5 protein-coding genes and 1 tRNA gene are annotated in these 4,439 nt (G+C 73.4%); all 6 read right to left on the bottom strand.

All coding sequences use genetic code 11. The features are described 5' to 3' along the window. Window positions 1-346: 346 nt before the first annotated feature. Window positions 347-417 (bottom strand) — tRNA-Gly (locus NH339_RS17425). A 108-nt stretch (window positions 418-525) separates the two neighbouring features. Continuing rightward, window positions 526-864: a P-II family nitrogen regulator gene (locus NH339_RS17420; RefSeq protein WP_253027266.1), complete on the bottom strand. Its 339-nt coding sequence runs from the start codon at window positions 862-864 to the stop codon at window positions 526-528. A 1-nt stretch (window position 865) separates the two neighbouring features. After that, window positions 866-2,107, bottom strand: a complete 1,242-nt coding sequence (locus NH339_RS17415; protein ID WP_253027265.1) for an ammonium transporter — start codon at window positions 2,105-2,107, stop codon at window positions 866-868. Window positions 2,108-2,195: 88 nt separating this feature from the next. Beyond that, window positions 2,196-3,188 carry a DUF3445 domain-containing protein gene (locus tag NH339_RS17410; RefSeq protein WP_253027264.1) on the bottom strand — a complete coding sequence of 331 codons (993 nt, stop codon included), beginning with the start codon at window positions 3,186-3,188 and terminating at the stop codon, window positions 2,196-2,198. Further along, the gene (locus tag NH339_RS18960) at window positions 3,185-4,132 is read right to left on the bottom strand and encodes a PDR/VanB family oxidoreductase (protein WP_253027263.1); all 948 of its coding nucleotides are present in this window, start codon (window positions 4,130-4,132) and stop codon (window positions 3,185-3,187) included. The genes NH339_RS17410 and NH339_RS18960 overlap by 4 nt, the downstream gene beginning before the upstream one ends. After that, a partial coding sequence (locus tag NH339_RS17400; protein ID WP_305883290.1) for a dimethylamine monooxygenase subunit DmmA family protein occupies window positions 4,129-4,439 on the bottom strand: 311 nt, incomplete at its 5' end. The genes NH339_RS17400 and NH339_RS18960, both read right to left, overlap by 4 nt.

Here is a 4,439-nt window from a genome sequence, read left to right as displayed (position 1 = left end):
CCCCGAGAACGAGGCCAGCCTGCGGCTCCACCTGCGCCACGGCTTCCGCGTCGTCGGCCACCGCGAGCGGGTCGGCCGCGCCGCCGCCGGCCCCGCCGCAGGGCGGTGGCGCGACACCCTCCTCGTCGAGCGGCGCAGCGACGCCGTCGGCACCTAGACCGCGACGTGGAGCCGATGACGGGATCCCATGTCCGGCGGCTGCGCCGCACTGGGGGCCCGACTCGATTCCCGCATCGGCGAACGGTCGCTTCGCGACGTGGAGCCGATGACGGGATCCCATGTCCGGCGGCTTCGCCGCGCAGGGGGCCCGACTCGATTCCCGTCAGCGACTCCTCGCTGCGCTCGGAGCCGATGACGGGAATCGAACCCGCGTGTCTTGCTTGGGAAGCAAGCGCTCTGCCATTGAGCTACATCGGCCGGTGACGCCCAAGGTACCCGACCCTGGGCGCTGCGGGCGACGAGGGGAGCGCGGCGCCGACCCCCGGGCGACGCCGCGCTCCTCACCCCCGACGGGTGGGGCGACCGTCAGACGGCCGACTCGCCCCGCTCCCCCGTCCGCACCCGGACGACCTCCACCAGGTCGGTCGCCCAGATCTTCCCGTCGCCGATCCGCCCGGTGCGGGCGGCCTCGGTCACCGCGACGAGCACGGCCTCCAGGTCGGCGTCGGAGACGACCACGTCGACGCGCACCTTCGGACGGAACTCCACCCGGTACTCCGCACCGCGGTACACCTCCGCGTGCCCCTTCTGCGCACCGTGGCCTGACACCTCCGTGACGGTCAGCCCCGCCATGCCGAGACCGGTCAGCGCCTCCTTGACGTCGTCGAGCCGGTGCGGCTGGACGACGGCTGTCACGAGCTTCACGTCAGGTCCTCTCGAGGTCGTAGGCCGACTCGGCGTGCTGCGTGAGGTCCATGCCCTCCAGCTCGTGCTCCTCCGGCGCCCGCAGGCCCATCAGCCGGTCGAGCACCCGCGCGATGACGTAGGTCGCGACGAACGCGTAGCCCGACACCACGACGATGCCCACGACCTCGCGCCAGACGATGTCCCAGCTGCCGCCGAGCAGGACGCCCCGGATCCCCGCCGGTGCGCCCTCGAAGCCGATGAGCACGACGCACAGCGAGCCGACGATGCCGCCGATCCCGTGCACCGCGAACGCGTCGAGCGACTCGTCGATCCCCAGCCGCGACTTCCAGGTGACCGCCCACGCGACCACCGCGCCCGACGCGAACCCGACGAACAGCGCACCGAGCGCGTCGACGGCGTCCGCCGACGGGGTGATGCCGACGAGCCCGGCGATCACGCCGGAGCACATGCCGAGGGTGGTGGCGTGCCCGTCGCGCACCCGCTCGACGAGGCAGAACCCGATCATGCCGGTGCAGCCGGCGAGCAACGTCGACATGATCGCGAACTGGGCGAGGAAGTTCGCGCCGCCGGCCGTGCCGCCGTTGAAGCCGATCCAGCCCATCCACAGCATGCCGACGCCGACGAGGACGATCGGCAGGTTGTGGGGCCGCATCTGCACGGTGCGGCGCTTGCCGAGCACGAGCGCCAGCGCGAGCGCCCCGAACCCGGCCGACATGTGCACGGCCGTGCCACCCGCGTAGTCGTGCAGCTGCACGACGTTGCGCAGCCAGCCGCCCTTCGTGTCGTCGCCGTCGAACGCGAACACCTGGTGGCCGAGCGGCAGGTAGACGAGCGTGAGCCACACGCCCGAGAACACGAGCCACGCGGAGAACTTCATGCGCCCGACCGCCGCCGACGCGACGATCGCGACCGTGATCGCGGCGAACAGCACGTAGAAGGAGAACCAGTAGGGGTCGACGATCGACCCGTCACCGGGGTCGTCGTAGATGCCCGTCCAGCCCAGGTGCTGCAGCGGGTCGCCGATCACGCGCCAGCCACCGAGGCTGTCGCCGACGACCACGCCGTGGCCGTAGAGCACGTACAGGACGGACACGACGGCGAGCGTGCTCATGCACATCATCAGCATGTTCAGGGCGTTCCTCGGCCCGACCATGCCTCCGTAGAACAACGCGATGCCGGGGAACATGATCAGGACGACGGCGAATGCGGCGAGCATCCACGCCACGTCGGCTGCGGTCATCGGCAGACCTCCTCGGGTGGGGGGTGGTGGCGACGCCCCGGGTCGGGACGCCGCGCCGGACCGGGGGTCGGTCCGGGGGTCGGGGGACTCAGGGCGCGTGCGCGTGCAGCCAGTCGACGGCGCGGTCGCGGTAGCCGGCGATGCCCTTGTAGTCGGCGATGTCGTCGGGGAGGTCGGCCAGCACGGCCGCCGTGGTGGCCCGCCACGGCTCCACGCGCGCGAGCTCCTCGAACGGCAGCAGGTAGGTGCGGATGAGGAACAGCACCGCGCCGGACTCCTCGAGGCGCACCAGGTGCTGCACCTCGGTGCGCAGGTGCACCTCGCGGCCGAACGTCGCGTCGTCGACGGTCAGCATGCGCGGCCGGTCCGGCCCCCACTCGGGGTACCGCTCGGTCGACACGTCGAGCTGGCGCCCGATGGTGAGCGTCCAGTTGGTGCGCCGGTACGGGGCACCCGGCTGGAGCCGCATGATGAACTCGCGGGCGCGGGTGATGACGCCGGTCTCGCGCAGCCGCGGGACCGGCCCGTGGATCTCCAGGAACGTCATGCCGACGTCGAAGCCGAACGACCAGTCGGCGGCGAACGTCACCAGGCCCGCGTCGCCCCAGAGGTCGCCGTCGCGCTGGTCGAGCAGCACGAGGTCCTCCTGCACCTGGGAGGCGACGTAGCGCAGCGGCTCGTCCGGCAGCGTCGACGGCTGCGCGTACGTGAACGGCTGCTCGACGTCGAGGAGCCGGTTGGTCCAGACGTACGACGGCCCGTCGCCGTCGAGGCTCATGACGTCGGGGTAGGCGGCGGCCAGCTCGCGCATGAGCGTGAGCATCGTGTCCCAGCAGGCCGGCGCCATGTGGTCGAGCACCGCGTAGCGGCTCGGGTCGCGCTCGAGGACGGCGGCGCGCTCGGCCAGCTCGCGGTGGTACTCGCCGTCGACGTCGACGAGGCTCGCGCCCCACTGCCCTGCGGGCGTGCTGACGGCGCGCGGTGCCGGCTCGACGTTGGTGGAGTAGCGGTAGCGGTCGGTGGGGAACGGGAACGGGAAGCCCGCGACGAGGGCGCGGTCCACGCTGGGCTGGGTGGTCACAGGTCGAGCTCCAGTCGGTCGTCGGCGGCGCGCGACACGCAGCACAGGAGCGTGTCGGCGGCGGCCTTCTCGGCGTCGGTGAGGACGAGGTCGCGGTGCAGCGGCGTGCCGGCGGCGACGGGCACCCGGCACTCCCCGCAGACGCCCTGGCGGCAGAGGTTCGGCACCGACAGCCCCGCACCCTCGAGCGCGTCGAGCAGGCTCGTGCCCGACGGGACGGGGACGGTGCGGCCCGACGCCCGGAGGACGGCCTCGAACGGCTCGCCGGGGTCGAGGTCGTCGACACCGAAGTGCTCCACGTGGATGCGCTCGTCGGGCCAGCCGAGGCGTCGGGCGGCGAGCGTGACGGTGTCCATGAACCCGGCCGGACCGCACGTGTAGAGGTGGGTGCCGACCGGCTGGTCGGCGAGGCGGCGCTCGAGGTGGTCGCCGAGGGCGGTCCGGTCGGTGAGGCAGGTGAGGGCGTCGCCGGCGAGGTCGTGCAGGTCGTCGAGGTGGGCCGCCGCGCCGGGTCGGTGCGCGTACAGCACCTCGACGTCGCGACCCCACCGCACCGCGCTACGCAGGTGCGACAGGATCGGGGTGACCCCGATGCCGCCGGCCACGAGCAGGTGCCGGCGGGCGGCGAGCACGGGCGGGAACGCCGACCGCGGAGGCGTCGCCTCGACCCGGTCGCCAGTGGTCAGGGCGTGCACCCAGCGCGAGCCGCCGCGCCCGGCGTCGAGGCGCAGCACCGAGATCTCGTAGGCCCGCGGCGCGACGGAGTCGCCGGTGAGCGAGTAGGCGTTCGCGGTCGAGCCCGGCGGTCCGCAGGTCACCACGACGTGGCTGCCGGGCGTGTACCCGGGCAGGGCCGCGCCGTCGGGACGCACGAGGCGAACCGACCGGACGCCGGGCACGGTGTCGTCGACGGCGGCCACGACGAGGGAGAGGTGCTCGCTCACGCCCCCTCCTCCCACTGCCCCTGCTCCCACTGCCCCTGCTCCCACTGCCCCTGCTCCCACTGCCCCTGCTCCCACTGCTCTGCGTCGACCTGGTAGCCGAGGAAGGCCCCCTGGCGTCGCGAGACGTGGTGGTGCACGACGAGCCGTCGCTCGCACCCGGCGCAGGGGACGACGCCCCCGACGTGGGTGGGCGCCGAGGTGACCGCGGCGCAGTGGGCGCACGCGACGAGCAGGTCGTCGGTGGTGGTCGTGGCCACCGCGAGCTCGGCGTCGAGCAGGCCTCCGGCGAGGGCGCGGGCGCGCAGCG

Origin of the sequence: Aeromicrobium sp. CnD17-E, assembly GCF_024124745.1 — a bacterium.
Classification (GTDB): Bacteria; Actinomycetota; Actinomycetes; order Propionibacteriales; family Nocardioidaceae; genus Aeromicrobium.
The sequence above is the reverse complement of the archived record's forward strand: the minus strand, read 5'-3'. Positions and strand labels throughout refer to the sequence as shown.